The sequence below is a fragment of the Brachyspira pilosicoli genome (assembly GCF_008016535.1).
GTDB classification, from domain to species: Bacteria; Spirochaetota; Brachyspiria; order Brachyspirales; family Brachyspiraceae; genus Brachyspira; species Brachyspira pilosicoli_A.
On record NZ_SAXY01000055.1, the window covers coordinates 63,892 to 89,400 of the forward strand.

Consider the following 25,509-nt stretch of genomic DNA (forward strand, 5'->3'; position numbering starts at 1 on the left):
AGCTTTACTAGCTTACTATTTTTTTATTTATAATTAATACTTAGAAAATTTATTAACAAGTTCTACTCTATTTTTTACCCCAGATTTATAATATATATTAGCTACATGATTATTAACTGTATTTAATGATATATCAAAAATTAATGATATTTCTTTATTTGTCTTTCCAGAAAGTAAATATGATAATATCTGTTTTTCTCTCTTAGTTAAATTAAAATCATTTTCTTCCAATTTATCTTCTAATTTTATATTATTATCTGATTCTTCATTCTTATTATATAATCTACTAGAAATCCTATCATTATTAGATTTTATCATACTTATGAAATACCATAGTAAATAACCTAACATCACTAAATTCCACCATGTATAAAATAACATCAAAGTTACATCTATAGAATTTATATTCATAATATCTTTTCTATAAATAATTAACTGATAAATAAGTACAGGATAAATTAATATAGTTATTATACCTAAAACTTTTACTATAAATTTAATAGTCTTATCTTCTATATTTTTATAATTCAAAAATCCTATCACTAATAAACAAAATATAGATATATAAAATATCATACTAGACAAAATATATATATTAAATGATATAAGTATTCCTATAATACTTAATACAAAATAAAATACAGATAAAATCAAATAAGATAAATTTGTCTTCAAGCTCCACTTTATTTTTAAAAACCTATATAAAAATGCAGGTATAAAATAAAGCATTAATGCCATAGCTAAAGTTAATATAAAGAAATAAAGTATACTAAAAATATTATTAGAAACAAAAGATGGAAGAGTTAAAAGCGTTATTAATCTTATAGTCCTTATAAAAATTAATATTCCAAATGTAAATAAAAATATTATATAATATTTAAGCCATAAAACTCTCTCTATTACATAATAAACAATAGAATAAAATATTGTAGAAAAACCTATTACAAATGATAGTAAATAAAATATTAAAAGCAAATAATTAAATATATAATTCATAAACCTATTTTCTAATAGGAAATATAATATTTATTCTTGTCTTACTTCCTATATTATCAAACCAAATATTTCCTGAATGCCTATTAATAATATAATAAGCTGTATATAAAAATATATTATTAAAATGTCTTCCATTATAACTTATTAATGGAGTTTTGAAAAGCTTTCTTTTTATATCTTCAGGTATATTATTAGAATCAAAGCTAATACTTATAAGAATATTATCTTTACTAAAATTTAATAAAGAACTCTTTTCACTAAAAAATAAAAATCTCTCATCTTCATAATTAACAAAACTATATACTAAATCTATAAAACTATTAGACTTAATCAAATTATAAATAAACATAAAAACATAAAATATACAATTAACTATTTTATTTTTATCTATTAAAATATTGTAATTACAGCTTATCTCTTCACCCAATTTAATTTTAACTCTTTTTGATATAAATAAACTATAACAATTATCTATTATATTATTCATTAAAATATTTATATTCTCTATATTTTTATTTAATGATAAATTACCCAATGTTATATCATTAAAATCATTAAGAGCTTTCATAGTAGTGTCTATAAGAAAAGATTGTCTTATAATCGACTCTTTATCTTCATTAATTTCATCAGTTTTATCAATATTTTCTACATACTTAGATATTGTGAAATTATAGTTTTGTATATCATAAATAATGTTTGATATAAGTAATTTTATTTTCTTATTAGTATAAAGAGTTATTCTCATATTTTTATTATAACATACAAATTTAAAAAAATCTAATTTTGAATTCAAAAAATGAATTTATAATATGAATTTATATTATAAATTTTATTAAAAAATTTATAATATAAATTTAAACTTATCAACATTATAAACAACTTATCAACATATTTAATTATTGAATTCATTAAATAATTTATTTAAATTTGAATTCAATTTTTGAACTATTAGATTCCGTATATGTATTAATATAATATATTTTTAAATTTTAAAAATTTATTGTTATTATTATAACGTTAATATGTTGATAAGTTTTATATATAAGAAGAAACTAAAAAAATTATTTTATAAGATGTTGATAAGTTATTTATTATAAACAAATATTTAATTTTCTAAATTTCATAAATTCAAAAATAAAATTTATAAAAAAATTATTTTAAACTTTCGTTAGTAAGTTGATAATTATTATGCACTTATTAACAGTTTATCAACATTTCTTATAATCACTTATATTTTATACATAGATTATATAAGAAAATAACATATCTGGAGAGAATATGTCATATAATTTTAAGTTAATTGTAAGAAATGGGCATAATGAAGATATTTTGGATTTAATAGATTTAACTTCTCAGATAAAATTATCAGATATAAAATTAGACTTAAAAACAATAGAAGGTAATAAATATACATCAATAAAATCTGGTATAGGAATCATATCATCAGGAAGAAAACTTGATTTTGCAATACCTATTTTTGAATATAAAGATAATTTAGGAAAATGGGTAAAAATAGAATCTCAATATACAAAATACACCACTATGATTCTTTCAAATAACTCAAATAAATATTTTATAAGAATAGAGTTTGAAAATGAGATTTATGAGGCAGAATATATAATGACTTCTGTTGGAGGATATACTGTAAAATATATAAACAATTTAGGCGTTATAAACATTTCTCTTGAATCATTGGACAAAACTTTTTTAAGGCAAAAAGAAGACACTTACAAATTAAACATCACAAATGATAATAAACAGGATATATATTACAAATCTTTAAGTTTAGTGCCTACTGCTGTGTCATTTAGCCTAGAGTTTAATAATATAATTGGAGATGAGCTTTATTTCTTATTTGCAAACAAGCAAAATTTCGGCATAGAGGCGAACATAAACAATATAAATGTTACTAGATGCACTGTTGATTTTGACGGAGAAGTTTTAAAAGTAAATGGAATTATATATGATTATAAAGGCATAAGACCAGAGCTTAATGTCGGAGATAATATATTTTATTTAGACACCAATCAAACTTGCACAAATGCTTATATAAGATATAGAAGAGGTGTTTTAATATGATTATGCCTTATCATTTTTTAAGCGGTATATACAAACTTCCTCCAAGTGATTATAAAAAATTTGAAGAAACTGGAAGCTATATAAAAATAATTCCCCACTATAATAATAAATATTACACAGAAAGAGAAATAATATATACAGAAAACTTTTATAAAGCCTATGAGTTTAATTTAAATAAAAGAGGCGGAAGCTCTGGAAAAATAAGTTTTAATATTCCATTAGACAATATAAATATAAACGATAAAGTGGAATATTTTTTAAATGGCTCTAAAAAATTTGTTGGCTATATTGAAAGCATAGATAATTCTGGCTTAAATGTTACAGTTATACCTATATGGGGAAGGCTTCTTCATCAATATATACAAGGGGATTTAATTTTAGAATCTACAAAAGGAGTTCTTGATATAGTTTTATCTCTCAGAGAAAAAATAGAAGAGATGGGCATAATTTTTGATGAGAAAAACATCGATTTAAATAATGACAAACAAATAACAATGTCTTTTAGCGGTAAGAATGTTTCTGATATACTTGATGAGGTAGAAGAGAATATATCAAAAAGCTACTCTTGGGGTATTGATATTAACAATACATTTTATTTTAAAGAGTTTTCTAATATTCCAACTAAAAAACTTAACTGGCATAATAATCATTTTTCAGAGAGTGAATATACAGAAGATTCTTCAGATTTGGTAAGCAGATACATAATAAAAATGAAAGACAGCATCATAGATGAAAATGGAGAGGCTAAAGAAGTTTATAGAGCTCTTCCAAAGATAGTTGGTGCAGATAAACTATATCCATCCATACCATTAGAAAAAGAGATAGGTATAAAAACAGATATTTTTGAGCTTAATTATAAACTTGAAAATTATGACCTTGCCTATGAATATGCTTATCAGTTTTTAACTAATCAAGAGAAAAAAGAGAGCGTTCAGCTAAAAAACATAAATTATAATTTAACAGATATTAATATAAATGAATGTGTAGAGTGTATATTAAAACCTACAAACAATTTTTATAAAATAATAGATTTCAATGATTTTACAATTATAGAAAGCCATTTAAATGAAGTTTATTCAAGCGATATAATAGATATTGATAGTGCAATAGAGACAAGAAAATACCCCAATTACAAACAGCAAAACAGTGTGAAACTTTCTGATATAGATAAATATTATAAAGATATATGTAATCATGTTTGTAATATTACAAAGATAGCTATATTTTTTTCTGATGGTTTTGAAGACAAAGAAAGTAATGTTAGTGCATTGTTTCAAGTTGAAGACGGAGAGCATAGTCAAAGAAAGTACTGTAAAAATGGTTTTGCTTTATTTGATGTTTCAGGATATGACAAGAGAAATATTATAATAACATCAGAGAGAAGCAATATACTTTATGAGAAGTTTATATGTTTTTTTGACTGTGGTTCTAAGACTGTAGAGATGAATGTGAGGAGCATTAATTATAAGTTTGAAAACAATCATTTAATAGTTGATGCTGAGTTATCAAAGATGAATGTAAAACGCACTAATTATTTATATGACCAAGAAGAGCGAAGGAAGAAGTTGGAGAGTCTTTTAACCTATTCTGAGAGCTAATTATTTTAAACTTTTATTGATAGAAAAATAATTTAGTTTATAATAATTACAATATTTTAGTTAATAGGTAATAATTTTGGATACTTTAATAAATGGTAATTGTTTGGAAATATTGGATACTTTAGAAGAAAATAGTATAGATATGATATTTGCAGATCCTCCTTATAATTTGTCTAATAATGGAACAACTTGTCATAGCGGAAAAAGAGTAAGTGTAAATAAAGGTGAATGGGATATAAGTTTAGGATTCGATCAAGATGTTGCCTTTCATGAAACTTGGATATCAAAATGCAGAAAAGTTTTAAAAGATAATGGTACTATATGGATAAGCGGTACGAATCATAGTATATATAAATGCGGTTTTATATTAGAAAAATTGAACTTTTATATATTAAATGATATAGCTTGGTACAAACCTAATGCAGCTCCTAATTTAAGTTGTAATGTTTTCGCTCATAGTCATGAAACACTTATATGGGCAAAAAAAAATAAAAAAGCAAAACATTTTTATAATTATGATTTAATGAAAAATTTGGATTTTGAAAAAGATAAATTAAAGTCAAAAGGTAAGCAAATGAGGAGTGTTTGGTCTATATCAACACCTGCTAAAAATGAAAAAATTTATGGAAAGCACCCCACTCAAAAGCCAATAGATTTATTAATAAGAATAATACTTGCATCTACAAAGGATAATGATACGATATTAGATCCTTTTAATGGTTCTGGTACAACAGCAGTAGCTTGTGCTATGATAGGCAATAGAAATTATATAGGTATAGATATAGATGAGAATTACACAGAACTTACTAAAAAAAGAATTAAAGATATAGAAAATAATATATTTGAGGATATTTTATAATGGTTATTAGAAAAGAATTAAAAAACATTACTAATATCAGTGATAGAAAAATAAATTAATTAAATATATTCGTTTATTTTATGACAAAAGACAGACATTTAGAACGAAAAGAACCTTATATCCTTCAGATACTCTTCGCAAAGAACTGTATTTTCAATCTGAATTTATAGTATCACATTATATTTAATCTATGTTTTTAGAATATCAATCTATGATATTTGCACTTTTTGCAACTTTTTGCGGCGGGAAAAAGTTGAATAAAACAAAATTTTAAGGAAATTTTATGTCATCAGGAACTATATTAAATTATTTTGGGCTTGCAAACACCTATAATCCATTTACAGATGAGAATGCATTACAGGATGTTCATGATTTAGATTTTGATATACCTCTTTTAAGCCCATTCAAAAATGCTGATTATACTGCAGTAAGCACAGGCCTTTTAACTACTTCACTTTCTTTTTTAAATGATTCCATTCTTCAAGTAATTGAGCCAAACACAAACAAAAAAATAGCAGATTTAAATCCAATTATTGGAGATATTGGAAATGACAAATATATGCCCAAAGAAAATGAAGTTTTTTGGTTTAACAAAGAAGGTTTAAGAGGTACTTATTTTTTAAGCTCAATCTATGCAGGTAAAAAGTTTAGAATAGTAAGCGGAAGATATATAACAACTTCAATAACAAGTGCCGTTCTTAATGATATGTTTGAAAGAACTATTGGAGTGCCTTCATATATTGAGTATATAAACAACAAAATAGAAACTATTAAAAATAATTCTACTTTTGTATTAAAAGAAGTTATAACAAAAACAGGAGAAGGCAATCAAAATTGGGCATTGAATTGGAGGGAAGATTTAGAGTATTTACAAGTATGCGGAATAATTGAAGGAGATACTAATGTCCTTATAAGCCTATCTTCATTTGGTCTTTTTAGTGATATTTCTGATAGTGTACCTTTGATAGGTTATTTTGGAAGCTATGCAAGCTATAAATATTTTGGAGGCGAGTATCAAAAAAATATAATAGGTAATTTTAGCGGGCTTCCAAATTTAATGAGCTTTCCTATTTTGGAAGATAAAAAACCAGTGTTGGCTTTAAAAAATAATGGAAGTAATAGTATAAGAGCTACATTATATTTTTTGGTACGCAGCAAATAAAAGTTTATAAATTTATTTATGGTTTAATACTAATAATATATTTGCACTTTTTGGTTCTTTTTGCGGCGGGAAAAAGAACAACAAAAGCATAAAAAAGTTTTTGCATTTTGTGTATGATGCATTTAATAAATGCATTTTTATATTTAATTCTTTTCAATATGTTTTGAAGCAAGTCTTTAAATAATAAACAATCATAATAAAAAAATTGGAGTAAATATATATGTTTCTTAATGAAAATAATTTACAAGCTCCTTTTCAATACAAGATAAGCGAGAATAGTTTTAAATTAGAAAAAATAAATAATTCATTGCAACTAAGTAAGGATAACAGTCAGATAAAAGTTTTTGAAGGTGAGAGATTATTTTGTGTTGATATAGGATACGGTATAAACGGTGCTTTAGAAGAAATGGAGTTTATTTTAGATGGTGTTAGGGTGTATCCTGTTTTATTAGATGATATTAATTGTATTAGAGAATTGGAAGAGGTAGAAGAAAATAAAATATACCTAATAAAAAATGATATTAACTTTAAGAGCATAATTTTTTTGTCAGTAACTCATTTAAATAAAAAATTTGAATATTCTATTACAGCCTATAATACAACATTAAGCTCTTGGATGTTTGATTATATAGCAAAAAAAATTAACGGTCTTGATACAGATTATCCTATAAAAAACTATTATAATAAAACTAATTATAAAGTAAATGATATTATAAAACATAATGGCTATTTGTATAAAGTAAATAAAGATTTTTTAAGTGATAATTCTGATTATTATTTAAAATCCAATTGCTCTATTCTTACACCTTTTAAGAGTTTAGAAATTGGAAATAGTTATAATTTGGGTGACATTTTAGAGTATGAGAATAATTTTTTTGCGGTAAGTAAAAATTTTATTTATAGCGAAGAAAATAATCTTTATGATTTTATTAAACCTCTAATTGAAATAATAAATTGGTTTGATGGTATTAAACGCATTTACAAAAATCAAATAATAATAAAGAATGGATTATTTTATTCGGTTTTAGACTATGTAGAAAATCCTATATGGAATAATTTAATAAGAGATAACAAAATAGAAATATTATCAAAAGCCTCTAATATATTTTATGATGACAGTAAAACTTCTTTTGGAAATAATACTAATAACATTCAACTTGCCATAGAAAAATTAAAAAAAGATATTGATAATAAAATTCCAACAGGAGGTTCAAATCTAGCAAGTAATATTTTGTATGATAATTCTAAGAGTAATTTATTATATAAAACAGATGAATATGATTTTCCCAAATTTAAAAATACTATACCAGAAACTATTAATTTATTACTTAGTGACGGAACAAATGATTATCCAGCATATATTATAAAGCAAGAAGACGGAAGTTATTCATTAAATGCTAGTTTAATTAATATAGAAGCTCTTCACGGAACAAAAGTAATATTATTGATGATAAAAAGTATAGGAACTTTTACAGAAAGTATTGAAGTATTAAATATAATAAATGTATTTTGGAAAGTTGTTTCTAGTGATGAATGGAGTATTAGTGATGGAGATATATTTATAGAAGGTATAAGTGATTCTCTTCAATTTGAATTTTTACAAAGCAGTTTAATTATATCAAAAACAGATTTAAGTGATTTTGAGGATAAACCTTATAACATTACATTAAATATAAAAAATAGACAATTAAAAAATACTGATACTTATTTTTTAGGAATAGGGGGTTATAGTAACACAAATTTTTTATCTTATTTAAATCTTCAAAATAATAATGGGAATGTAAAATTGGTTGGTTCTATAAATGGTAATGGTTCAAATGAAAGAGTGCTTACTACATCGTCATATAGTTTTTTAAATACATTATCAAATTATTTTAATTTATCATCATCTTATACAAATACAAATGAAATTACATCAAATACAGGAAAAGCGGTAAAATATTATTTTACTCAAAATGCTTCAAATGGAAATGCTGTAGATTTAATTATAGCTTATCAAGATGGAAGTCAAATAAATCATGATGATATATTTACTTTAAATCTTACACCTGATAAGAACTCTTCAGTTAATCCTATCTATAAAAATGTTGCTAATGTTCAGGAACTTGGAGAGAGTTTAGCCGAGCTTTTAGAAGATGTGCTTAATAGTTTAGCTTCTCAAGGGTTATTGAATGAAAATCAAATTAGCACATTAAATAGTTTACAAGATACTAGAGCTAACATAAAAGCTCAGTATAAAAAAGTATTATGAGGTATTAATATATGATTAATATAAAAAAATATTTAGTTGCTCTCAATATAGATTCTTCTTGGGAGAACATATTAAAAAAATATTTACTTGGCTACAACATCATAAAAGAAAAAGACATAAAAATGTTTTTAGCTCAAACTAGTCATGAAAGCTATAATTATAAAAGGCTTGAAGAGAGTTTTAAATATAGACCAGAAGTTTTAATAAAAATTTTTCCAAAATATTTTAAAACTATTGAAGAGGCAAAAGATATTTTATCTAGAGGAGATGAGGCTCTTGCTAATAGAGTATATGGGGGAAGGCTTGGTAATAATTTTGATGAGGGCTATAAATATAGAGGAAGAGGAATAATACAGCTTACAGGAAAAAGCAATTATATACATTATGGAAGGCTTCTTAATATTGATTTGGTTAATAATCCTGATTGGCTTTTAGAAAAAAATGTTGCTGTTAATATTACTTGCTGTTATTGGATAAATAGAGGGCTTTTGGGTATTGATGATATAAGAAAGGCAACTAAAAAGATTAATGGCGGGTATAATGGTTTGGAAGATAGAATTAAAAGATACAAAAAAATAGAAAATCTATAAAAAGGCTTTTTATGAATAACAGCTTAGATAAAAAAATATTTAATTATAATAAAAACTATAATAAAAAAAATAATTTTGAAAACAGATTAACTCAAATAGAGACAATAGTAGGTATAAATAATAATGGCACTCCAAATGGAAATGGGATTATTAATATGCTTGAACATTTTAATAGAGATGTTAGTGAAAATAAAGAAAACTTAAAAGACATACATAAGGATATTAATAATATAAAGTTTAAATTAGGTGAATTAGAATATATATTAAAAGAGCATCAAAATACAAGAAGCTTTATAGAAAAAGAAATCTCTTCAACGAAAATAGATATTAAAGAAATAAAATCTGCATTACAAGACAGCATTACAACAAAGAGCATAGTAAAAATAAAAAATATAATAATAGGACTTGGTGCTGTAATAGTTGCACTTAGCACAATTATAGGAAGCATAGTTTTTTTTGCAAATAAGTTAGGGTGATAGTAATGAATAGTAAAAATTTTAATAAAAAAGTAGATGAAATATTTTCTTCAAAAGGCATAGGAAAGAAATTAAGCCTTATTACAAAATTTATTACTTTTACAATCGGTATAATAATATATTGCTATGTTGTTTATTTTAATAAGACAATACCAAGTAAGGAAGCAAGTATATCAATAATAGTATTTATGCTTGGGTGTTCTTCTGTTATGTATGGGGTGGATTTGAGTTTGATAATAAGGAATATTAAAGGTGATAGAAATAATAAAGATTCTCACAAATAAAAATACTTATATAATTTTGTTTGTATTAATTGTTTGCTCTTATATTTTATTTTTAAATTTAAGTTTGCAAAGTAAAAATAAAAAGATAGATGACTTAAAAATAGAAATAGAATCTCTTAATAACAGCAATTCTTTTTTATATAAAGATTTAATATTTAAAGAAAAACAAATTAGTATAATAAAAAGTTTTTCAAATAGTACAATGCTTATTAATAAAATGACTAATGAGGTTTTGGATAATGAAACTAAATATATTGTTGATACAATTAAGAAAGATTTTTATAATTCTTTTAATTAGTTTATTAATTAATTTATTTTTTTTATCTTGCAGCAGTATAAATAGTAATGTTTGTGATTTAACACCTCCTCCCTCAATATACATTATGATAGACATTAAAACAAAAAAGGATTTATTAAAAAGCTATAAAGATGCTACTATAAAAATTTCTCATTGGCAGAATTGGTATAATATACAAGTGGGAAGCAATTATTTTTATTATAGCAATTCAAACTAATCGGAAATCATATTAAGATTAAATTTATTATATTTAGTGTATATTTCTAATATATAAATCTAAAAACACTTGCACTTTTTGCAACTTTTTGCTGCGGAAAAAAGTTGAATAAAATAAAAACTTATATGGCAAAATATAGTTATTTTGTATATACTTAAACAACTATATTTTGTCAAAAATAAATTTATATTTTTGTTTTTATATCTGGGGCTTTACCCCAGACCCCACTTCTTTTGCGACCGCAGGAAGTGCCTTCGGTATTGCCACAAAGAAGCAAAAAGGCTGTATTTAAACTTAAAGTTAATAGTTTATCTCACATATAAAACAAAATTAGTATTATTTGGTACTAATTTTATACTTTCATTTTTTGGTTCTTTTTGCTGCGGGAAGAAGAACAAGAAAAAATTTACAAACTTAAAAAATCACTTCAGCCAAAACTTTTATTTGTTTTGCATACACTTTCCGCACGGTTAAAAATATTTTATTTATGATAAAAATTATAACTTTTATTTTATTAATATTTTTTATTTTGTTTACCGTGCGGTGAATATTTACTTATAATCACTTATATTTTTTATATATATTATAAAGTATTAAAAAACGGAGAATAAAAAAATGCTTGAGAATAATGAAACTCAAAACAATCAAACCGTAATAGAAAAAATAATAGAGAGCTATGATACAAAATTAAAAGATAAGACTTTAGAGATAGAAAAGTTAAATGAAGAGCTTAATAAAATATCTACAAACAATTATTATAATGGTGTGCCAGATTTGCACTCCAATAGAGGAGATTTTGGCGATGATTTTTCTTTTCCAAGCAAGTGGGCTTTAACTTGTAAAAGAATGGAGAACTCTATTTATTTAGAGCCTATACTTCAATTTTATAGGGGTATTTTTAATTCTTTTAATTATGAATTAGAAAAGACAGATGAATATTTTGAGAGTGCAAAGGTAAGAAATGCTTATAACTTTATAGATAAACAATTTAAAAGAATAGGTGGACTTAAGAGTTTAATAGTTAATGCTGCTTATAATTCTTTAGTTTATGGTTTTTGCTTTTTTACTCCAAAGTTAGAAGTTTTGTCTGCAAAGAATTATGGATTTAAGGGGAAGCTTGACGGTTTAAGAGGTTTTAAGTTTTATGATGTTTCTTCTATAAACAGTTTTAATTTTTCAAAAGAAGATGTTGATGAGATTGAATCTATTAGCATAATAAATAAAAATAATTCTACTATTACAAATGTAAATTTTGATATGGCAATAGCAGGTTATTCTACTTATGGTGATATTACAGGCGATGTGATAGGGAAGCCTTTTTTATATAGTGCCTATTCGCTTTGGCAGGTGCTTGAATCTATGGACAATAGTTTTAATAGGAATTTAAAAAATATAGGTGAGCATAGTTTTAATTTTGTTTCAAATTGCGAGCTTAATGACAGTAAGAGAAAAGAGGTTGAGAGAGAGATAAGAAATTTTGTTAATAACGGCGGTGGAATATTTATTTCAAAATACGGAAAAATAGAGAAGATTGAGAGTATAGATGCTAATGAATGGTATAGTTTTAGAGATAGTATGCTTTCAACACTTTTTAAAAACAAGGGAGTAGATATTAAAGCATTAGGTTTGAACAAAGGTGCAACAAAAAATTTAGCTGACCTCACTCAAGCAAACGCCTTACTTATGGCAAGCGATATTATGGAAGGCATTATCAATAATATAAATGACAGTTTTATGAAGAGATATTTTGATTTGAATTTTAAAAGTTTAAGGCTATTAGGAGAATGTGATTATTTAAGGATTAAACATTCAGTAAATAAAGATTAACAATATATATGTTTATATTTATATACAGTTGTTAATAATTTGAATTTTTATATACTATAATAATATGTAATATATTTTTTTGTAAAAATTTACGATAAATAAAAAAACTATTTTAGGAGGCATTTATGGCAGTTAAACTTTTCAGTGAAAAAGAATTGCAAAAATGCACTACAAAAGAAGAGGTAGAAGCATATTTTGATTCTTTAGGTATAGAAAAAGATGATTATGAAACAAAAATAGATGCCCTTACAAAAGCATGCAATTCTAAATCTATAAAATACTTTGGAGATATTTCATTAGAAAAAAAATATAATGATATCTTAGTAATGTTTTTAGATGAAGAAGTTAGAATGTATAGAGGTTTTTAATAATAATGTCAAAATTGGGGTTAGAAGAGATAGCTGATAGATGCGGATACACTGAAATTGCCAAACATAAAAAATTATTAGATGATTTAGAAAATAATATTATAGATAATTTAATTTTAAAGTATATAGAAAAATCATTGTTATCACATTGGAAAAGTGCTATTGAAAGTATTATATTGCAAAATAGACAATCTGGTTTTAACGAATATTTAAAAGAAAAAGAAAATCAAGGTGATATAATAAATAATAGAGATTCTAGAATATTATATATAGCTTTATATAAAATTTTTATAAAAGAAAAGGAGATTAGCAGTTATGGTTTTTTATCTCCAGATGAAGAACCTTATGTAGATATAATAATTATAAATGAAAATATGACAATTCCTGAAAAAAGATGCGTTGTAGCACATGAGTTAGCTCATATTATAGTTGAAAGAATATTAAAAGAAAAAAATGTTGGTATACATTGGGATACTATAAATGAAGAAGAATTAATAAATACTATTATGTGTTATATATTATATGACAAGTCAAATTTTTACAAAGATAATAAATTAAAAAATTTTATGGTTGATGGAGTTTCAGAATTTAAAGAATTAAGAGAATCTATAATTAAAAAGTATGGAAATTAATTAATTAGTTAGTAAAAATAATTGGTAAAAAGCTTGGTATTAATTTACTGAGCTTTTTTATTTTTAAATTATAACCACCTGTATTTTTATAAACACTATTAAAGAGATTAGGTTTTTTGCTTAATCTCTTTTTTATTTTCTTTATTAAAAAATCTGAATCAGAATTATGAAAATTATAAGAACTATAACAATTATCAAAACTACAAAAATTATAAAACTATAAAAAAGGAGAATTCCATATGGAAGAAAACAAATTAAAAAAATATAAAATTCTTGGAGATAGTTTTAAACAATATATAGCAGTCTCCAAAAACACTTTCTCAGAAACTAAAACTAATAAGATTACTGAAAAGAATGTAGAAGAGATTATATCTTCGTTTGAAAAGAAAAATGTTGAAGTGTTTGTTTATATGGGTCATAAAGAGGAAGAAGAGAGAGCTGCTATTGGTAAGGTATTGAAGTTAGAAAAAGATAATGAAGCAGTTGGAATATATGCCACTATAGAATGGTTTGATGAAAGCATTACTGAGAAAAAATCATTTTATCCTTCTATAGAGATGGTTGGAAAAAAAGTTAAAGAGGATGATGAGTTTATTTATTGGGAGAATTGTGAGATTAAGGCCATTGCTGCTGTTGAATATCCTGCTAGTAAGAGTGTTGATTTATTATGTGCAAGCGGGGTTATTGAAGTTAATGAAGAGTATATAAATAACATCAAAAACATTTTAAATAAACTTAATGATGAGGCAACAAAAGAAAAAGCAAAAGAAGAGTTTTTGAATATATTTAGAAATGATGAAGTATTTCAAAACATGATAATAGATTTACTTTTAGAGAAGTTCAAGATTTCAGAAAAGAGTTTGTCAAAATCAAATTTATCTGCTATTACTTACGGAGATTGGTGTAATGAATATGCAGAAAGTCAGAATGCAGTAAGATGCTCTTCAAAGTCTGAGAGTGATACTTATGTGAAGGCTAAAAAACTTTTTAAAGCTGGTTTGAGTAAAGAAGAAATAATGTCTATAGTGAGAGATGATTTAGTTCCTATAGGAGTAGGAGGTTATGAGAGAGTTAGTTTATCAGCTATGGGCAAAAACAAGTATGAAGAGATTTCAAGGATGTTTAAATAAAATGGTGTATACTAAAAATTTTGCATTTTATCATTATTTGTTCTTTAAATTTATTGTTTTCGGGGGCTAGCCCCCGCACCCCCACTTCTTTTATTGGTATAAAAGAAGCAAAAGAACTGTATTTTTAATGCTTAATTTAGGGTTTATGCTACATTTGACATATATTCCTAAAACATTAGCTATAGTATATGCACTTTTTGCAACTTTTTGCGGCGGGAAAAAGTTGAATAAAAGAACTTACATTACACAATATAGTTATTTATGTCTATATAAACAAATAAATAATATTAGGAGTCGCTATGATAATAAAATCTGGCATAGGTAATGATGAAGATAAATTACCAAAGAAAGGCTTTCCTGTATCCATTAAAAATAAAGATGGAAAAGGAGTTTATGCCTTATATGAGGAAGGGTTTACCTTTGTTGGGGTTGCCTTAGAAGATGCATATAATTATGTGGATTTTGGACTTAAATCTAATTGCATATCTGTGTGCTACAGCGGAAATGTTAATTGTGTTGCAGCAGAGAGTTTAGCTGCAGGCGATATAGTTGTGCCTTCAGCTGATGGATTTAAAAAGTCACTAGACGGCAATGGGGTTGGCATAGTTATTCGAGGAGGCAATGCTAATTCTCATATAGAAGTGCTTTTAAAAACTATTTAATAATTTATTATAAGGAGTAATAATGAGCGTACCAAATTTTCAAAGTATACAAAATAAACTTTTTCCTATAATCAATCAAGAGCTTCCAAAATATATGGGGCAGACAAACTTTGTAAGTAAATATATACCAGAGATTTTTGTAGGAGTTTCTCAGGGTGCTATAGGAGGGGATTTAGACAACACTGCTTTTAATCTAAAGAACATGTACGGCGGCACTTCTTTGGGCGGACTTAATATATTTAATGATTATCCAAGACATGAGTCAAGAGTTTTTAAGATGGAGCCTGAAGAATATTATATCGGCATAGACATAAATAGAATAGAAGAGATTAATGAACTTTATTCTAAAGATGAGAAAAAAGCGGGAGAAGAGATATTAAATTACATAGCACAGAAGTTAGTATCTAGGCTTGGACTTTTGAGAGAGAGAAATTTAGCTGCAAAAGTTACAGATGCTTCTTTGTATGGAAGTTCTAATACAGTGGATTTAACTGCTAAGGCTATAAGTTCTTGGACAGAAACTGATATTGATAATTTCTTTAGTTCTTTTATAGATTTGGCAAAATATTTAAATTATGCTGTAGGCGGCAATTTATTTAATGACCAGATGGAAGTGCAAAACAATGGGCAGAAACTTTATATAGTGATACCTATAGATGTTTATGTGAAGCTTCAGGGATTATTTAGATTATTTTCTAATTATGTATCTATGATAGGTAATTCTAATGACGGCAAATATAAAGCATTTAAGCCAGATATATTTAATGCTGTAACAAGCGGTATAACAGTTGTTGGTACTGCTTTTAGAGTTGCTGATGACCATGAAGTTGAACAAAAGTATCAATTAGAAAACCTTACTGATATATGGACAGGCTCTTCTATTTATATGTTTACAACTTCTTCTAATATTTTGGATATGGCTTCTATAAAAGAGGTTGTATATTTAAATCATGATATAAGAGAAGTTGATATATTGGGCAACAATTTATGGAGAAGCAGAACAAAGAGATGCACAGTAGCTTCTAACCCTTATGGCTTCTGTAAGATAGATTTGAAATTAGCAGATGCTTAATTATATTTTAGCTTTTTTTTTTATTATTATTTTTTTATTCAAGAGAGGAAAATTGTTTTTCTTCTCTTGTTTTTTTATATATATGTTTTTTGGGAGAGATGATGAATAATAAAAAGTCTTTACTTCATTTTGTAGATGCTAGTATAGTTCATAAAGATATTAAGGCTAATGATTATGTTGTTGCTAAGGTGGGGTATTTTTTTAGAGATGTTCATGAGAGAAGGTGCAAGGTTTTGATAGAGAGTGATTTAAATATTTCTCTTACAGATTCTTTTGTAATAATAAGCAAAGAAGAGGCAGAGGAGCTTGTACGCGAGAAGATGAAGCCTAATGATGTGATAAATTATTTGAAAGAAGAAAATAGAAGCTTAAAGGAAAAGATAAAATCGCTTGAGGCTTAGTATAACTAAAAATTATATTTTTTATTTTGAATATCTGTTGGGCTTTGCCCCACACCCCAGTTCTTTTGCGACCGTAGGAAGTGCCTTCGGTATTGGCACAAAGAAACAAAAAGACTGCATTTTTAGCTTAAATCTAAGCTTTATTTTATATTTAAAGTTAAAACATTTGCACTTTTTGCAACTTTTTGCGGCGGGAAAAAGTTGAATAAAAGAACTTATATTACAAAATATAGTTGTTTAGATATATATAAAAGTCAAATTTTCTGATATATAAAATAATAACAAAAGGAAGAAATATAAATGTATATATATGAACCAGATTTAAATTATTTTAAAAGCATATTTACAATGTTTGATTATGATAATATGGATTTAGATTTTATCGAAAGCCAATTAAAAAATTATACTCTACAATTTAGAAAAACAATTCTTAATATGAACTATACAGAGCCTACTGAAGAAAATAAGCTTCCATATATAGCTATAAAAAATTATATATGCTATGAGGTGGCAAGGCTTCTAACTGTTAATTTTGTATCAAACAGCGATTTAATAAACTTTATAAGAAATGAGAGCTTGAGGCTAAAAGAGCTTGCTATAAAAGATTTATCAGCATTTATTTCTGGAGATTTATCTTATGAGAGTGTGAGGCTTGATGGGGACATAAAAAAGCCTTAATTATTTTTTTATTTTTAAAGATTTTTTAAATAGGGTTTTATATATATGATACATTTCAAAAATAGCATTTTATATGTTTTAGATAATTTTATGAACTTTATGGCAGATGATTATATAGATTTTGCTGGAAATAAAGTTAAAGGTGATGGGGAGCTTAATAAACTTTTAGATGACAAATTAAAGATTGACTGTTTTAGTTTGGGCAATATTAAGTCTATGAGTAAATCTTTTTTATGGGCTACTATATCTGAAGGCGAGAGCAAAGGTGGAAGTTCATATATAGGAGATAGTGCAGGTTTTACTGATGATATATGTTTAAAGGCAGAAGTTTATAAGGAGCTTAAGGCTGGAGAATCTTTTTTGGCATACACAATGATACCTATTGCGTTAAATCAGGCTTCACGTTATTGGGTATCAAAATTAAATGATGAGGGTGAGAGGATTGCATTATCTCCTGTTATTAAATGGGATTCTCCTACTTTTGATGTGGAAAATAGTAAAAGACAGTTTAATGATTTCTCATCTATTAGAGGGGTGAGTTTTTCTCTTTATATAAATTTTAAAATAATGACTGGGAGTTATGAAGATGAAGTTTTTCAGAAATATTGAAAGAGTTAATCAAAAGGTAAAAGATTATTTAAATTTAAGAGGCAATGTTTATAAAGTGAGTATTGTTTCTACTCCTTCAAATGCTGTTATAAGAATTGACGGAGAAGATAAATATTTTGATGCATATAAGAGAGGGGATACTATTCAATATGAGGTGAGTTTAGAAGGATATAACACAAAGCAAGGCACTATAACGGTTGAAGATAGAGATATATTAGAAAGCGTTGTGCTTGAAGCAACTGCATAAAATTTTTTTTAACTAAAATTATAAAAGGTTCATTATATGAGTATATTTGATATAAAAGGAAATTTAATGAAAGATGAAGAGGGCTTAAATATTATAAACGGCTCTTCATATAAAGTGAGAATTGCTAAGACAAAGAGCAGAGATGAGAGAGTAGATTTTACCAGCGATGATGTTAAAGGAAAATATTTAATTTATCCATCTTCTGTTGGTCTTACTCCTGCTACAGAGAGCTTAACAAAAGATTATGTAGGCTCTCCATCATCAGAATCATATTTAGGAGCTACAATTTATGCGGGGGATATTTCTTTTGGTGCCTTTGTAAACTCTAATGCTTATTATATGAGTTTGATATGGTCTAATGTGTATACAAAAGAAAATACAGGAAATATTATCTGCATTAATTGTTTTAGTGATTTTTCTATTAAGATGCATAAAAATGAAAACACTATAACTATGCTTGAGATTATTAGAGAAGACGAGAATGGTTTTTATAGTGATTTTATTGATATATATGGCTCTATGATTCAGCAAGAATTAATTGATGCTATAAACAACATAAAAAATATAAAAGCATTTTTAATTACAGGCGATAAAAATGACAAAATAGATTTTAGTAACTTTTTAGGAGAGTTTGAAGAGGAAGATAATTATTTAATTAGCTTTAAGAGAGTTGGATTTATAGAGAGCGGAGTATTTAATGAAGAGACAAAAAAACTATATCCAAGATTTGTAAATATAATTTCTCCAAGATTTGGAGAGACACAATATTATAACTTAGCATTATTTGATTCATCAAAAAATATTGAAGGCATTCAGTATATAGGCTGTGAAAGTAAGTCAATGAGTTTTAATTTTGCCAATAAAGCATTAACACAAATAACCTCTTCGCTATGGGCATCAGGTGAATACACTTTAGATAAAGACACTATTCTCAAAGAAGAGAGAGCTGAAGAGAGAGATGTTGTAATGGCTCAAACTTCAAAATATCCAACAAAGCTTTTTATTAATGGAACAGAGGCTACTTCAGTTTCTGATATTGCTATTGCTTTTGAATGGACTAAAGAAGAGAAATTTAATGTATCAGCAAAGAGATATAATTTCCCAAACAATAAATTTACTTTAACATTTTCTGGTAATGCAGTTTTTAATACTCAGTCAAAAGAGCTTTTTTATAATCGTGTTTTAAATGGTGATAGGCAGTCATTTGTAATATACAGCAAAACAAAATTTAGAGGCAAAGATTATCCGTTTATATTTGTGAGTGCAGATGTTTCTGGAAGTCCTTCTTTTCCTACTATAGAGGCTAAAGATGTTTCAGTTTCATTAAACAATTTTAAAGCTTCAGAAGATTCTATTGAGATGAAGAACAATTATTTGATAGCATTTACAGATAGAGAGGAGTTATTTTAGTTTGTAAGTATAATTTATTTTTATCAGAGGATTACTAAAAGAATTATTTTTTTATTTTTTATTTGCGGGGACTAGCCCCCGTACCCCCACTTCTTTTATTGGTATAAAAGAAGCAAAAGAACTGAATTTTTAGCTCAAATTTATTATATTACTTCGTATTAATATATATTTATAAATATAAGACTGAAATATTTGCACTTTTTGCAACTTTTTGCTGCGGGAAAAAGTTGAATAAAACAAAAGTTTATATGTCAAAATATAATTGTTATAGTTAATAATAATTAATTCCTGCTTCTAAAAAATGAGTTGTATTTGTCTTTTTCTTTCATTATCATATTTGATAAAAATGTGCTGTTTGAATATTCATAAATTTGTTTACTTTGTTTGTAATCAAAGTTAAAATAATTTTTTGATATTAAAGAAGAGCTATAATAAATGCTTGATGTAATATTATTTTGATAAAGAAATAAATCATTGTATATGTTTTTAAAATAGTTGTTAAAGTATAAATTATTATTATTAAAATTGTTTGTATAATAATTATTTACTGGAAAGAAGAAAGAGTTGTATGAGTATGATGTAATGCTGTAAAATATAAGCACTAATAAAATTTTTTTCATAATAAAAAACCTATTTAAATTATATCTTTATAATCAAATATATCAACTATAAAAAAAAGGAGTATATTAAATGCAAAAAAATACTTTTAAATGCAAAGAGTTTTTTAATAGATACATTGTAGAAGAGACTGTTTATAAAGAGGCTGATAATAATGAGCTTATGCCGATTAAAATATATAGCCGCTCTACTTTGGGAGATAAGTTTAATGATGAAGACATTATAAGTATTAACAGACCGACTTTTAGAGAGAATCTTGATTATGTTAAGGCTAAAGAAAATAACAATACAGATGATGATATATTTGTTTGGCTTGATGTGAGAATTAATGATGAATTAGCTACAAACTTACTTGATAAATGGAGCACAAAAGATATTAATGAGTTTGCACAGGTGATAAAAAGTTTTTTGTTAGAGAGGCGAGCTTTATAAAGATAACTTCTATAGAGCAAGCCGAAATTAATAATTTGGTTACTTATGCTTTTAATAATAGAGATATAAAAACAAATGATTTTTGTTATTTGGAAGATGGCATTTTGAGTTTATATACTGCTTTTAATTTTTGGGGCAAGATAATAGTTGAGGCTTGGTATCAGATAATAAGCGATAGATATGTTTTAACTAAATATGATGAAGATGATTATTTGAGGCTTGGACTTAATTATGCTATTTACAAGTTTAAAAGTTTAATAAAACAGTAAAAAAATTGTATTGACATTAATAAAATATTATGTAAACTTTAATACTATGTATATAAAAATTATGCAGGAATTAAAGTTATGATAAATGTTAGTTTTGAAGAATTAAAAGAAGCTGTGATAAAAAAATTAGTATTAGCAGATGTTAGTGAATATGATGCAGAGATTGTTGCTGATGTTTTATGTTATGCGGATGTGAGGGGTATTCATTCTCATGGTGTTATAAGACTTGAGCATTATATAAATAGAATAAAAGCTGGAGGCATAAATTTAAAATCGAATTTTAATATAGAAGCAAAAAAGCCTTCATTTGCATTAATGGATGCATACGGAGGTTTTGGGCATATTGCTATGAAGAAAGCTGCAGAATGGGCAATAGATACTGCAGACAAACAAGGGATTGCTGTAATAGGTATAAAAAATAATAGTCATTGCGGTTCTTTGGGTTATTATAATAAAATGGCTATAGATAGTAAAAAAGTATCATTAATAATGGTTAATACAGACCCTTGTGTAATACCTTATGGTGGAAAAAGTTGTTTTTTTGGCACTAATCCTATAAGTTATGGTTTCCCTGCTGCAAAAGATTTTTTACTTGGAGATATGGCTACTAGTGAAGTTTCGCTCGGAAGAATATTTACAGCTCGTGATAATAATGAAACTATACCAAATAATTGGGGCGTTGATGAGAATGGTAATCCTACAGATGACCCTAAAAAAATAAAATATGTTGTACCTTTTGGCGGGGCTAAAGGGTATGTTATTATGACTATGATAGAGGCTTTTACTGGGCTTTTGATTGGAAATGTTTATTGTAATAATTTAGTTAAAATGTATGGGGATATGGATAAAAAAAGAGATTTATCAACATTTATGCTTGTAGTTGATCCTTTTGTTTATAATGAAGATTATTTGGATACTGTTCAATCATTTATAGATGATATAAGAAAAGAGCCTCCATTAGATGAAAATAATCCTATAACAATACCGGGTGAGAGAAAAGAAGCTTGTTATAGAGATTACTTAAAAAACGGCATACCTTTATCTGATAAAGTTTATAAATATGTTTTTGGAGATTGACTCTAGAAATTTAATTGTATATTAAAATACATTCCCCCGCACGTCTAAGAAGTTATAATTAAAGCATAGCATTATCGTGCGGCAAGGTGGTACAGCTCGTACGCGGGAAAAAGTTGAATAAAAAAATTATAAAATTAATGTATTCTAAATATTTTTTAAGTTCATAATTTTTTAAAATTCTATTATATTCGGGGGCTAGCCCCCGTACCCCCACTTCTTTTGGTGACCCAAAGAAGCAAAAAGACTGCATTTTTTTAACTCAGATTTAGGTATTACATTATATTTAATACATATTCCTTATATATAAAGATATGAGATTTATAAAGCTAAAACACTTGCACTTTTTGCAACTTTGACGAAGTCCGCATTATTTCTCAGAAGCTAATTTTATAACGGTTGCTGGTAGTATTTTATGCTCCTCTACCAATACCCTTTTTTGAAGTATATCTGCAGTATCATCTTCTAATACATCTACTTTGTTTTGCATTATAATGTCGCCTCCGTCTATAGTGTCTGTTACATAATGCACAGTGCAGCCTGATTCTTTTTCTTTGTTTTTGATAACTGCTTCATGAACCTTAATTCCATACATTCCTTTACCGCCATATTTTGGTAAAAGCGATGGGTGAATATTTATTATTTTGTTTTTCCATTTAGATATAAAATTGCTGTCTACTATAGATAAATAACCAGCAAGAACTATTAAATCAATATTATATTTTTTAAGCTCTTCATCAATTTTTTGTGATAACTTTTCTTTATATTCTTTTCTGTCTATTAAAACGGCATCTATATTTGCATCTTTAGCAATATTTAATCCTCCGCAATCCCTATCAGCAATTACTATATTTATTTTGTAATATTCTTTTTGATTGTCTATTAACGATTTTAAATTGCTTCCGCCTCCGGAAATTAATACTGCTATATTAAACATATTCCGCTGCTTTCTCCATTATTTTTCTCTATATGTCCAATTTCATAAACAGTTTCTTTCATTTCTTTTAATTCATTTATAATATTATCTTTTTCATCCTTATCAACAATAATTACAAAACCGATACCCATATTAAAAGTATTATACATCTCTTCTTCTTTTATGTTTCCAAGATATTGAATATACTTAAATATTTCAGGTGTATTAAAACTATTTTTGTTTATTACAGCTTTATAATCTTTTTTGAAAGCTCTAGGAACATTCTCTATTAAACCTCCCCCTGTAATATGAGCCATACCTTTAATATTATATTTTTCTAATAATTTAAGTATAGGTTTAACATATATTCTAGTAGGAGTAAGAAGCACTTCTCCAATTTTTTTATCTTCAAATGCAGCATTATAATCTCTTACTAATTTTCTTATAAGAGAAAAACCATTACTATGAAAACCAGAAGAAGCTATGCCTAATATAACATCATCTTCTTTAACTTTACTTCCGTCTATAATTTTATCTTTTTCAACAACACCCACACAAAAACCAGCGATATCATAATCACCTTCTTTGTAAAAACCTGGCATCTCAGCAGTTTCACCGCCAATCAAAGCAGCTCCCGCTTCATAACATCCGTCAGCGATACCTTTTACTATAAGAGCAGCAGTTTCGCTGTTAAGTTTTCCGCAAGCAAGATAATCCAAAAAGAAAATAGGCTTAGCACCATGACAAAGCACATCATTAACGCACATAGCCACAGCATCAATTCCAACAGTATCATATTTTTTTATGGAGAATGCAATCTCTAATTTAGTACCCACTCCGTCAGTACCAGATACTAAAACAGGGTTATTGTATTTACCAAGTTCATACATAGCCCCAAAACTTCCAATATTGTTTAATACATTATTATTCATAGTTTTAGCAACTACTTCTTTCATAAGAGATACAGCTTTATAGCCTTCTTCTCTGCTTACACCGCTTTCTTCATAAGAAACAGACATAAAATTTATTCCTTTTTTATATGTGAGTTAATATGTTCTTAAGTATAACAAAAAATATTTTATAGTACAAGCATAATTTTTTATTTTGTTTATGATATTATTAATTTATGATTATATTAAGAATTATATGTTGTATTATTTTATTATTATTAAATCAGTTTATTAAATATATTAAAGAAGAAACTTTTTAAAAATAAATGCGAATTATCATTATCGGTATATTTTTTAAAAAATTAGTATTTACTTTTTTAAAAAATATATTATAATATATTTAATATTATGTTATTATTTTGTATGGGATGACTAGATAATATACAAAACATAATAAATTTGTAAATTATAATTTTTTAATGACTATTCATGGAGGGTAGTAACTATGATTATCAACAATAATGTTTCTGCATTAAATGCAAACAGACAGTTAAACTTAACTGGCAATCAAATGACAAAAACAATTCAACATCTTTCTAGCGGTATGAGAATTAATACTGCAGGTGATGATGCTTCTGGTTTAGCAGTATCTGAAAAAATGCGTTCTCAATACCGCGGTCTTCAGCAAGCTACTAGAAACGCTCAAAACGGTATATCTTTCATTCAAACAGCTGAAGGTTACTTAAATGAAACTACTAACATTATGCAAAGAATGAGAGAATTAGCTATTCAGTCTGCTAACGGAATATATTCTGACAGCGACAGAGCTTTAATTCAAGTAGAAGTTAATCAATTAGTAGCTGAAGTTGACAGAATCGCTTCTCAAGCTGAATTCAACAAAATGAATATGTTAACAGGCCGTTTTGCTGCTGACGGTCAAACTCCTATTACTTTTCATATAGGTGCTAATATGGATCAGAGAGTATCTGTTAATATAGGCGCTATGACTGCTGCTAACTTACAAGTTGGCGGTGATACTCCTCTTTCTATCTCTTCTGTTGAAACTGCTAACCAATCTTTAGGAAGAATAGATGAAGGTATACAAATGGTTGTTGCTCAAAGAGCTGAATTAGGTGCTGTTCAAAACAGAATGGAATCTATGGTAAAAAGCTTAATGATAGCTACTGAAAACACTATCGCTTCTGAAAGTGTTATAAGAGATGCTGATATGGCTCAATCTATGGTTGCTTATACTCGTGAACAAATCTTACAGCAAACTGGTGCTGCTATGTTGGCTAATGCTAATATGAAAAACCAATCTATAATGAGAGTTATTGGATAATTTAGTCGTCTTATTACAAATATAGTAAAAAGCTCATTGGTATTTTATACTGATGAGCTTTTTTTTAAAAAAATTACATAAAAATTTGATTTACTAACTCCTATTGATTATATTATAAATAT

The 25,509-nt window shown here is 26.2% G+C and carries 29 protein-coding genes; 24 read left to right on the top strand and 5 right to left on the bottom strand.

All coding sequences use genetic code 11. The features are described 5' to 3' along the window. Positions 1-33: 33 nt before the first annotated feature. Both EPJ72_RS13635 and EPJ72_RS09190 read right to left on the bottom strand, forming a co-directional pair. Complete coding sequence (locus tag EPJ72_RS13635) at positions 34-996, bottom strand: helix-turn-helix domain-containing protein (RefSeq protein WP_147731872.1); 963 nt, start codon at positions 994-996, stop codon at positions 34-36. Positions 997-1,000: 4 nt separating this feature from the next. Next, a complete protein-coding gene (locus EPJ72_RS09190) occupies positions 1,001-1,741 on the bottom strand; it encodes a histidine kinase (RefSeq protein ID WP_147731873.1) in 741 nt (246 codons plus the stop codon). A 533-nt stretch (positions 1,742-2,274) separates the two neighbouring features. Here EPJ72_RS09190 and EPJ72_RS09195 point away from each other — a divergent pair. The 20 genes from EPJ72_RS09195 (at position 2,275) to EPJ72_RS09300 (ending at position 19,846) form a co-directional block, all read left to right on the top strand. After that, positions 2,275-3,075 (top strand): hypothetical protein, encoded by an 801-nt coding sequence (locus EPJ72_RS09195; protein WP_147731874.1) that lies wholly within the window; start codon positions 2,275-2,277, stop codon positions 3,073-3,075. Further along, a complete protein-coding gene (locus tag EPJ72_RS09200) occupies positions 3,072-4,673 on the top strand; it encodes a hypothetical protein (protein ID WP_147731875.1) in 1,602 nt (533 codons plus the stop codon). The genes EPJ72_RS09195 and EPJ72_RS09200 overlap by 4 nt, the downstream gene beginning before the upstream one ends. A 76-nt stretch (positions 4,674-4,749) precedes the next feature. After that, positions 4,750-5,532 carry a site-specific DNA-methyltransferase gene (locus EPJ72_RS09205; RefSeq protein ID WP_199749282.1) on the top strand — a complete coding sequence of 261 codons (783 nt, stop codon included), beginning with the start codon at positions 4,750-4,752 and terminating at the stop codon, positions 5,530-5,532. 283 nt (positions 5,533-5,815) lie between these two features. Next, complete coding sequence (locus EPJ72_RS09210; RefSeq protein ID WP_147731877.1) at positions 5,816-6,694, top strand: phage tail protein; 879 nt, start codon at positions 5,816-5,818, stop codon at positions 6,692-6,694. A gap of 220 nt (positions 6,695-6,914) precedes the next feature. Then, the gene (locus EPJ72_RS09215) at positions 6,915-8,945 is read left to right on the top strand and encodes a phage tail protein (protein ID WP_242004981.1); all 2,031 of its coding nucleotides are present in this window, start codon (positions 6,915-6,917) and stop codon (positions 8,943-8,945) included. An 11-nt stretch (positions 8,946-8,956) separates the two neighbouring features. Continuing rightward, on the top strand, positions 8,957-9,535 hold the full coding sequence (locus tag EPJ72_RS09220; protein WP_147731878.1) for a glycoside hydrolase family 19 protein: 579 nt from the start codon (positions 8,957-8,959) through the stop codon (positions 9,533-9,535). 11 nt (positions 9,536-9,546) lie between these two features. After that, positions 9,547-10,011 (top strand): hypothetical protein, encoded by a 465-nt coding sequence (locus EPJ72_RS09225; RefSeq protein ID WP_147731879.1) that lies wholly within the window; start codon positions 9,547-9,549, stop codon positions 10,009-10,011. A 5-nt stretch (positions 10,012-10,016) separates the two neighbouring features. After that, the gene (locus tag EPJ72_RS09230; protein ID WP_147731880.1) at positions 10,017-10,295 is read left to right on the top strand and encodes a hypothetical protein; all 279 of its coding nucleotides are present in this window, start codon (positions 10,017-10,019) and stop codon (positions 10,293-10,295) included. Beyond that, the gene (locus EPJ72_RS09235) at positions 10,264-10,593 is read left to right on the top strand and encodes a hypothetical protein (RefSeq protein ID WP_147731881.1); all 330 of its coding nucleotides are present in this window, start codon (positions 10,264-10,266) and stop codon (positions 10,591-10,593) included. The genes EPJ72_RS09230 and EPJ72_RS09235 overlap by 32 nt, the downstream gene beginning before the upstream one ends. A gap of 832 nt (positions 10,594-11,425) precedes the next feature. After that, positions 11,426-12,637 (top strand): phage capsid protein, encoded by a 1,212-nt coding sequence (locus tag EPJ72_RS09245; RefSeq protein WP_147731882.1) that lies wholly within the window; start codon positions 11,426-11,428, stop codon positions 12,635-12,637. A 125-nt stretch (positions 12,638-12,762) separates the two neighbouring features. Beyond that, entirely contained in the window at positions 12,763-13,005 is a 243-nt protein-coding gene (locus tag EPJ72_RS09250) for a hypothetical protein (RefSeq protein WP_147731883.1), read from the top strand. Positions 13,006-13,010: 5 nt separating this feature from the next. After that, complete coding sequence (locus EPJ72_RS09255) at positions 13,011-13,637, top strand: ImmA/IrrE family metallo-endopeptidase (RefSeq protein WP_147731884.1); 627 nt, start codon at positions 13,011-13,013, stop codon at positions 13,635-13,637. Positions 13,638-13,876: 239 nt separating this feature from the next. Further along, positions 13,877-14,767 carry a phage capsid protein gene (locus EPJ72_RS09260; protein ID WP_147731885.1) on the top strand — a complete coding sequence of 297 codons (891 nt, stop codon included), beginning with the start codon at positions 13,877-13,879 and terminating at the stop codon, positions 14,765-14,767. Positions 14,768-15,066: 299 nt separating this feature from the next. Continuing rightward, positions 15,067-15,429 (top strand): phage capsid protein, encoded by a 363-nt coding sequence (locus EPJ72_RS09270; RefSeq protein WP_147731886.1) that lies wholly within the window; start codon positions 15,067-15,069, stop codon positions 15,427-15,429. Positions 15,430-15,451: 22 nt separating this feature from the next. Then, complete coding sequence (locus EPJ72_RS09275; RefSeq protein WP_014936939.1) at positions 15,452-16,501, top strand: hypothetical protein; 1,050 nt, start codon at positions 15,452-15,454, stop codon at positions 16,499-16,501. 101 nt (positions 16,502-16,602) lie between these two features. Then, positions 16,603-16,902: a hypothetical protein gene (locus EPJ72_RS09280; RefSeq protein ID WP_014936938.1), complete on the top strand. Its 300-nt coding sequence runs from the start codon at positions 16,603-16,605 to the stop codon at positions 16,900-16,902. Between the two features lie 300 nt (positions 16,903-17,202). Continuing rightward, positions 17,203-17,580 (top strand): hypothetical protein, encoded by a 378-nt coding sequence (locus tag EPJ72_RS09285; RefSeq protein WP_014934139.1) that lies wholly within the window; start codon positions 17,203-17,205, stop codon positions 17,578-17,580. 45 nt (positions 17,581-17,625) lie between these two features. Then, positions 17,626-18,189 (top strand): phage capsid protein, encoded by a 564-nt coding sequence (locus tag EPJ72_RS09290; RefSeq protein WP_115589704.1) that lies wholly within the window; start codon positions 17,626-17,628, stop codon positions 18,187-18,189. Further along, positions 18,167-18,436 carry a hypothetical protein gene (locus tag EPJ72_RS09295; protein WP_147731887.1) on the top strand — a complete coding sequence of 90 codons (270 nt, stop codon included), beginning with the start codon at positions 18,167-18,169 and terminating at the stop codon, positions 18,434-18,436. The genes EPJ72_RS09290 and EPJ72_RS09295 overlap by 23 nt, the downstream gene beginning before the upstream one ends. 36 nt (positions 18,437-18,472) lie before the next feature. Continuing rightward, positions 18,473-19,846, top strand: coding sequence for a phage tail protein (locus EPJ72_RS09300; RefSeq protein WP_147731888.1), 1,374 nt, complete (start codon positions 18,473-18,475; stop codon positions 19,844-19,846). Positions 19,847-20,127: 281 nt separating this feature from the next. Here EPJ72_RS09300 and EPJ72_RS09310 read toward each other — a convergent pair whose 3' ends face one another. Then, on the bottom strand, positions 20,128-20,466 hold the full coding sequence (locus EPJ72_RS09310) for a hypothetical protein (RefSeq protein WP_147731889.1): 339 nt from the start codon (positions 20,464-20,466) through the stop codon (positions 20,128-20,130). 70 nt (positions 20,467-20,536) lie between these two features. On the opposite strand from EPJ72_RS09310, the gene EPJ72_RS09315 reads away from it, so the two are divergent. The 3 genes from EPJ72_RS09315 (at position 20,537) to EPJ72_RS09325 (ending at position 22,242) form a co-directional block, all read left to right on the top strand. After that, a complete protein-coding gene (locus EPJ72_RS09315; RefSeq protein WP_147731890.1) occupies positions 20,537-20,896 on the top strand; it encodes a hypothetical protein in 360 nt (119 codons plus the stop codon). Between the two features lie 35 nt (positions 20,897-20,931). Continuing rightward, positions 20,932-21,165: a hypothetical protein gene (locus EPJ72_RS09320; protein WP_147731891.1), complete on the top strand. Its 234-nt coding sequence runs from the start codon at positions 20,932-20,934 to the stop codon at positions 21,163-21,165. A 78-nt stretch (positions 21,166-21,243) separates the two neighbouring features. Continuing rightward, entirely contained in the window at positions 21,244-22,242 is a 999-nt protein-coding gene (locus tag EPJ72_RS09325; RefSeq protein WP_147731892.1) for an Ldh family oxidoreductase, read from the top strand. A 367-nt stretch (positions 22,243-22,609) separates the two neighbouring features. On the opposite strand, the gene purN is transcribed toward EPJ72_RS09325, so the two are convergent. After that, positions 22,610-23,176: a phosphoribosylglycinamide formyltransferase gene (gene purN, locus EPJ72_RS09330; protein ID WP_147731893.1), complete on the bottom strand. Its 567-nt coding sequence runs from the start codon at positions 23,174-23,176 to the stop codon at positions 22,610-22,612. After that, the gene (gene purM, locus EPJ72_RS09335; protein WP_147731894.1) at positions 23,164-24,174 is read right to left on the bottom strand and encodes a phosphoribosylformylglycinamidine cyclo-ligase; all 1,011 of its coding nucleotides are present in this window, start codon (positions 24,172-24,174) and stop codon (positions 23,164-23,166) included. The genes purN and purM overlap by 13 nt, the downstream gene beginning before the upstream one ends. A 376-nt stretch (positions 24,175-24,550) precedes the next feature. On the opposite strand from purM, the gene EPJ72_RS09340 reads away from it, so the two are divergent. After that, positions 24,551-25,387 (top strand): flagellin N-terminal helical domain-containing protein, encoded by an 837-nt coding sequence (locus tag EPJ72_RS09340; protein ID WP_147731895.1) that lies wholly within the window; start codon positions 24,551-24,553, stop codon positions 25,385-25,387. Positions 25,388-25,509 lie beyond the last annotated feature (122 nt).

Coding starts and splice junctions, on each gene's coding strand:
- EPJ72_RS09315 (WP_147731890.1), top strand. CDS start 20,537: ATGCAAAAAAATACTTTTAAATGCAAAGAGTTTTTTAATAGATACATT.
- EPJ72_RS09340 (WP_147731895.1), top strand. CDS start 24,551: ATGATTATCAACAATAATGTTTCTGCATTAAATGCAAACAGACAGTTA.
- EPJ72_RS09280 (WP_014936938.1), top strand. CDS start 16,603: ATGAATAATAAAAAGTCTTTACTTCATTTTGTAGATGCTAGTATAGTT.
- EPJ72_RS09255 (WP_147731884.1), top strand. CDS start 13,011: ATGTCAAAATTGGGGTTAGAAGAGATAGCTGATAGATGCGGATACACT.
- EPJ72_RS09285 (WP_014934139.1), top strand. CDS start 17,203: ATGTATATATATGAACCAGATTTAAATTATTTTAAAAGCATATTTACA.
- EPJ72_RS09220 (WP_147731878.1), top strand. CDS start 8,957: ATGATTAATATAAAAAAATATTTAGTTGCTCTCAATATAGATTCTTCT.
- EPJ72_RS09270 (WP_147731886.1), top strand. CDS start 15,067: ATGATAATAAAATCTGGCATAGGTAATGATGAAGATAAATTACCAAAG.
- EPJ72_RS09210 (WP_147731877.1), top strand. CDS start 5,816: ATGTCATCAGGAACTATATTAAATTATTTTGGGCTTGCAAACACCTAT.
- EPJ72_RS09200 (WP_147731875.1), top strand. CDS start 3,072: ATGATTATGCCTTATCATTTTTTAAGCGGTATATACAAACTTCCTCCA.
- purM (WP_147731894.1), bottom strand. CDS start 24,174: ATGTCTGTTTCTTATGAAGAAAGCGGTGTAAGCAGAGAAGAAGGCTAT.
- EPJ72_RS09260 (WP_147731885.1), top strand. CDS start 13,877: ATGGAAGAAAACAAATTAAAAAAATATAAAATTCTTGGAGATAGTTTT.
- EPJ72_RS13635 (WP_147731872.1), bottom strand. CDS start 996: ATGAATTATATATTTAATTATTTGCTTTTAATATTTTATTTACTATCA.
- EPJ72_RS09250 (WP_147731883.1), top strand. CDS start 12,763: ATGGCAGTTAAACTTTTCAGTGAAAAAGAATTGCAAAAATGCACTACA.
- purN (WP_147731893.1), bottom strand. CDS start 23,176: ATGTTTAATATAGCAGTATTAATTTCCGGAGGCGGAAGCAATTTAAAA.
- EPJ72_RS09230 (WP_147731880.1), top strand. CDS start 10,017: ATGAATAGTAAAAATTTTAATAAAAAAGTAGATGAAATATTTTCTTCA.
- EPJ72_RS09215 (WP_242004981.1), top strand. CDS start 6,915: ATGTTTCTTAATGAAAATAATTTACAAGCTCCTTTTCAATACAAGATA.
- EPJ72_RS09295 (WP_147731887.1), top strand. CDS start 18,167: ATGAAGTTTTTCAGAAATATTGAAAGAGTTAATCAAAAGGTAAAAGAT.
- EPJ72_RS09195 (WP_147731874.1), top strand. CDS start 2,275: ATGTCATATAATTTTAAGTTAATTGTAAGAAATGGGCATAATGAAGAT.
- EPJ72_RS09245 (WP_147731882.1), top strand. CDS start 11,426: ATGCTTGAGAATAATGAAACTCAAAACAATCAAACCGTAATAGAAAAA.
- EPJ72_RS09290 (WP_115589704.1), top strand. CDS start 17,626: ATGATACATTTCAAAAATAGCATTTTATATGTTTTAGATAATTTTATG.
- EPJ72_RS09225 (WP_147731879.1), top strand. CDS start 9,547: ATGAATAACAGCTTAGATAAAAAAATATTTAATTATAATAAAAACTAT.
- EPJ72_RS09275 (WP_014936939.1), top strand. CDS start 15,452: ATGAGCGTACCAAATTTTCAAAGTATACAAAATAAACTTTTTCCTATA.
- EPJ72_RS09325 (WP_147731892.1), top strand. CDS start 21,244: ATGATAAATGTTAGTTTTGAAGAATTAAAAGAAGCTGTGATAAAAAAA.
- EPJ72_RS09300 (WP_147731888.1), top strand. CDS start 18,473: ATGAGTATATTTGATATAAAAGGAAATTTAATGAAAGATGAAGAGGGC.
- EPJ72_RS09310 (WP_147731889.1), bottom strand. CDS start 20,466: ATGAAAAAAATTTTATTAGTGCTTATATTTTACAGCATTACATCATAC.
- EPJ72_RS09190 (WP_147731873.1), bottom strand. CDS start 1,741: ATGAGAATAACTCTTTATACTAATAAGAAAATAAAATTACTTATATCA.